The sequence below is a fragment of the Microbacterium sp. 69-7 genome (assembly GCF_001897985.1).
In the GTDB taxonomy this organism is placed as follows: Bacteria; Actinomycetota; Actinomycetes; order Actinomycetales; family Microbacteriaceae; genus Microbacterium; species Microbacterium laevaniformans.
On the sequence record NZ_MKRU01000024.1, the window covers coordinates 1 to 4619 of the forward strand.

General features: G+C 71.7%; 3 protein-coding genes. 2 read left to right on the plus strand and 1 reads right to left on the minus strand.

The annotated features are described in order from the left end of the window. The first annotated feature begins 158 nt into the window (after window positions 1-158). The gene (locus BGN98_RS02595) at window positions 159-1724 is read left to right on the plus strand and encodes an MFS transporter (protein ID WP_288119379.1); all 1566 of its coding nucleotides are present in this window, start codon (window positions 159-161) and stop codon (window positions 1722-1724) included. A 25-nt stretch (window positions 1725-1749) separates the two neighbouring features. Beyond that, complete coding sequence (locus BGN98_RS02600; RefSeq protein WP_036288924.1) at window positions 1750-2919, plus strand: hypothetical protein; 1170 nt, start codon at window positions 1750-1752, stop codon at window positions 2917-2919. A 258-nt stretch (window positions 2920-3177) separates the two neighbouring features. On the opposite strand, the gene BGN98_RS02605 is transcribed toward BGN98_RS02600, so the two are convergent. Beyond that, on the minus strand, window positions 3178-4619 hold a 1442-nt coding region (locus BGN98_RS02605; RefSeq protein ID WP_288119381.1), incomplete at its 5' end, for a dipeptide ABC transporter ATP-binding protein.

Here is a 4619-nt window from a genome sequence, read left to right on the forward strand (position 1 = left end):
CCTTCGGACTAGAACGGATGCCGGGCATTTCCCGGCATCAGGAGGGTTGATGCACGTGCCCGAGCGTTGTTCCGGAACGGAACGCAGACGGGCAACCACAACAGTCTACCCGACGACCGCTACGCTCATGGACGACGGGGGCGACGGAAGGACGGTGGATGCCGGGCACGCACGTTCCCGCGCGCGCAGGCGTGGTCCTGACCGCGCTGCTGATGGCCGCAGCGGTCTGCAATCTGACCACCGGCGGCGCCAGCGTCGCCCTGCCCGACATCGCCGGCACCTTCGACGCCCCCCAGACGACACTCAACCTCGTCGCGCTCGGCACGGGCCTCGGACTCGCGATGACCGTGCTGTACGCCGGCGCCCTCGGCGACCGCTACGGTCGGGTGCGACTGCTGTGCATCGGGCTGATCGGCCTGCTCATCGCCGGCACCGCGGCAAGCCTCGCCCCGACGATCGAGTTCCTCATGGGAGCGCGCGTGCTCACCGGCATCGCTGCGGGCTGCGCCTTTCCGACGACGCTCGCCCTCATCACCGCCCTCTGGGCCGAGGGGCCGGCGCGCGTCCGCGCGATCGCCCTGTGGACGGCGACCGGCGCCGTGGCCACGGTCGCCGGTTCGGTGATCTCGGGTGCGCTCGTCGTCGCCTTCGGCTGGCGCATCGCCCTGCTGCTGCCCGTGCCGGTCGCCGTCGTGGCGCTGCTCATCGCCGCACGGTCGATTCCGCGGGGCGTGGCGGAGTCCGACGAGCCGGTCGATCATCTCGGCGGCATCCTGTCGGTCATCGCCGTGGCCGCGCTGGTGCTCGGTCTCGGCGTCGTCTTCGCCCCGGGGGAGACGGGTGCGGGGGCGGGCCTGATCGTCGCGGCGGCGGTGCTGATCGCCGCTTTCGCGGCACGCCAGCTGCGCGTCGCGGCACCCCTCTACGACCTGTCGATCGCGCGGCGACGCCTGTTCTGGGTGCCGGCCGTCGCGGGAACTCTCGCCTTCGGTGCGCTCGTGGGGGCGATGTTCGTGGGCCAGCAGTACCTGCAGAACATCCTCGGCTACGACGCGCTGCAGGCGGGCATCGCGCTCATCCCCGCCGCGATCGCGCTGCTCGTCTGCGCACCGCTGGCAGCGGTCCTCGTCGAACGCGGCACGCGGATGGCGATGATCGTCGGCTACGTCGTGCTCATCGCCGCCTTCGGCACGATGCTCGCGTGGAACGAGACCACACCGCCGGTGATCGTCGCGCTCGCGTTCGCCCTGGTCGGCGGGGGTGCGTCGTTCGTGATGACCGCGGCATCCCGATCCCTGACCAGCAGCACCCCGGTGCGCCGCGCGGGCATGGCCTCGGCGACCAGCGATCTGCAGACCGACCTCGGCGGCGCCGTGATGCAGGCACTGCTCGGTGCCGTGCTCGCCGGCGGGTTCTCGCACGTGTTCGCCGGGCTCATCGCCGCCTCTCCCGAAGCCGCATCGCTCTCCGACGACATCACCCGCGCCCTGCAGGCGTCGTACGCGTCGGCCGCCCACGTGGCCGCCAACAACCCCGCCTACGCGGCGCACATCCTCGAGGCGGCGCGGTTGAGCTTCGTCGACGGCGCCTGGGCGGCGTACCTCGTCGGGGCGATCGCCCTCCTGCTGGGGCTGATCGTGGTGGGCGTGGGCCTTCCGGGGGTCGCCGTCGAGAAAGAGTTGCGAGGCCGTTATCGCGACGAGGACGCCCTGACGGCGCCCTGAAAGCTCGCCCGGGTAGCGTGGCGATATGAGCACGCCCGCGGCATCCTCAGCCTTCGACGCGCGACCGCTCATCGAGCCTGCCGATCGGGCGACCGTGCGCGCCTACGTCCGCGACCTGCGCGCGAGCGGACGGGCACCGGCGCCGAACGTCGCGTCGCGGGCCGTCTTCGCCGTGCTCGCCGTCGTGGCCGTGCTCTTCGTCTTCGGGTCGACGGTGATCGGTGTCGTGGGCGGCATGATGACGGCATCCGGGGGCGGGTTCTCGCCCTTCATGATCGCGCCGATCCTCGTGGTCGTCGGTGTGGCCGCGGTGCTCGCGACCGCGCTGGTGCGCATGTTCGGCGCCCGCACGGGGGAGCGGTGGTGGCGCCTCGACCGCTTCGCGCGGGCCAACGCGATGACCTGGTACCCGTCGGTGTCGAACCCACCGCTGCCGGGAATGGTGTTCGGCATCGGACACGGGCGCATCGCGAGCGACGTGGTCCGCGGCGAGAGGCCGCGCTTCGTCGAGTTCGGCAACTATGTGTACCGCACGGGCTCGGGCAAGAACGAGTCGACGCATCGGTGGGGCTACGTCGCCGTCAAGCTGTCGACCCCGCTGCCCAACATCGTGCTGGATGCCGTCGGCAACAACAGACTGTTCGGCTCCAACCTGCCGGCCGCACTCGAGGGGTCCCAACGGCTGAGCCTGGAGGGCGACTTCGACCGTTCCTTCACCCTGTACTGCCCGTCCGGCTACGAGGCCGACGCGCTCTACCTCTTCACGCCCGACATCATGGCGCGATTCGTCGACCACGCTGCCGCCCTCGACGTCGAGATCGTCGATGACTGGCTCTTCCTCTACACGCCGCGCGAGGCGTCCACGCTCGACCCGGCCACCTGGGCCTGGCTGTTCTCCGTGGTGGCGGCGCTGCTCGACAAGCTCGCACAGTGGGAGCGCTGGCGCGACGAGCGCCTCGCCGCACCGGCGACCGGCGCGGCCGTCCCCGCGCGTGACGCGGCGGGATCGGCGGCACTGCCGTTCGCGGCGCCCGCGGCATCCCTGGGTCCACCTCCCGGCGTCGCACCCGAGGGCCGCCGGCTGCGACGTCGGGTGCCGTGGGCCGCGATCATCGTGATCGGCGCGGCGCTGCTGCTGATGCTGTTCGGCCCGCTCGGCGTGTTCGCGTCGATCATCGAGAACCTGTCGAACTGACACCCGCCGTTGCACGTGAAACGGTGTGCGGCGCCGGTCAGGCGACGGCGGGACGGCATACGCGGCATCCACCTCTTCCGGGATGTCCTGCACGAGCACGAGCGCGCTGCGGTGTCCGCCGGACGCCGGCAGTTCGGGAGGAGATTTCACGTCGGGAGGATGCCGTGGCCCGATCGATCCTCCCGGAGCGAAATCTCCTCCGGTGGCGCAGCCCGCAGCCCGCAGGCCGCAGGCCGCAGGCCGCAGGCGCAGCTCAGCTCAGCCGCGGGCGGCGCGCCAGGCCTCGCGGCGCGCGGCCTGCTCCACCGGATCGGGCACCGGCAGCGACGCGATGAGCTTGCGGGTGTAGTCGTCCTGGGGGTCGCCGAGCACCCGCGCGGTCGGTCCGGTCTCGGCGATCGTGCCCGTGTGCAGCACCACGACCCGGTGGGCGAGCATGTCGACGACCGCGAGGTCGTGCGTGATGAAGAGGGTCGCGAAGCCGAACCGCTCCTGCAGCTCGCCGAACAGCTCGAGCACGCGCGCCTGCACCGACACGTCGAGCGCGCTCGTGGGCTCGTCGGCGATGAGCAGCTTCGGGTCGAGCGCGAGGCCGCGGGCCAGCGAGGCCCGCTGGCGCTGCCCACCCGACAGCTCGTGCGGGAAGCGATCGCCGAACGCCTTCGGCAGCTGGACGGCCTCGAGCAGCTCGTCGACGCGGTCGCGGGCATCCGCGGCATCCCGAGCGCCGCCGTGCACGACCAACGGCTCGGCGACGTTCTGCGCGATCGTCAGCAGCGGGTTGAAGCTCGTCGCCGGATCCTGGAACACGAACCCGAGGTCCTTGCGGTGGGGCCGGAACGTGCGCTCCTTGACCCCGTTCATCTCGACCCCGAGCACCCGCAGCGAGCCGCCGGTCACGGGTGTGAGCCCGGCGATCGCACGGCCGATCGTCGTCTTTCCCGATCCGCTCTCGCCGACCAGGCCCACGACCTCGCCCGGCGCGATCGAGAAGCTCACGTGGTCGACGGCGCGGAACCCGGCACGACGCAGGCGCCCGGCGTACTCGATGACGAGATCCTCCGCCACCACGACCGGCGCCGCCTCGGCCACTCCCGCCGGCAGCTGCCGGTCGACGATCTCCAGGCGCGGCACGGCGGCCAGCAGCCGCTTCGTGTAGTCGTTCTGCGGGGCGGCGAACAGCTCCGAGGAAGGCGCGGTCTCGACGACTTCGCCGTTCAGCATGACCGCGACGCGGTCGGCGAGGTCGGCCACGACCCCCATGTTGTGCGTGATCAGCACGATCGCGGTGCCGTCTTCGTCGCGCAGGCGCCGCAGCAGGTCGAGGATCTCGGCCTGCACCGTGACATCGAGCGCCGTGGTCGGCTCGTCGGCGATGATCACGGTCGGATCGAGCGCCAGCGCCGTGGCGATGACGATGCGCTGCTTCTGCCCGCCGGAGAACTGGTGCGGGTAGTCGTCGACGCGCCGCTCGGGATCGGGGATGCCGACACGGCCGAGCATCTCGATCGCGCGCTCGCGCGCCTGCTTCTTCGAGTACTTCCCGTGGGCACGCAGACCCTCGGCCAGCTGCCACCCCACGGTGAAGACAGGGTTCAGGGCGGTCGAGGGCTCCTGGAAGATCATCGCCGCCTTCGTGCCGCGCACCCGGCGCATCGCCTCGCGGTCGAGGCCGATGACATCGGTGCCGTCGAGCACGA

What these genes read in the sequence shown, in the direction of transcription:
- BGN98_RS02595 (WP_288119379.1), top strand. Translation starts at nt 159, where the DNA reads ATGCCGGGCACGCACGTTCCCGCGCGCGCAGGCGTGGTCCTGACCGCG.
- BGN98_RS02600 (WP_036288924.1), top strand. Translation starts at nt 1,750, where the DNA reads ATGAGCACGCCCGCGGCATCCTCAGCCTTCGACGCGCGACCGCTCATC.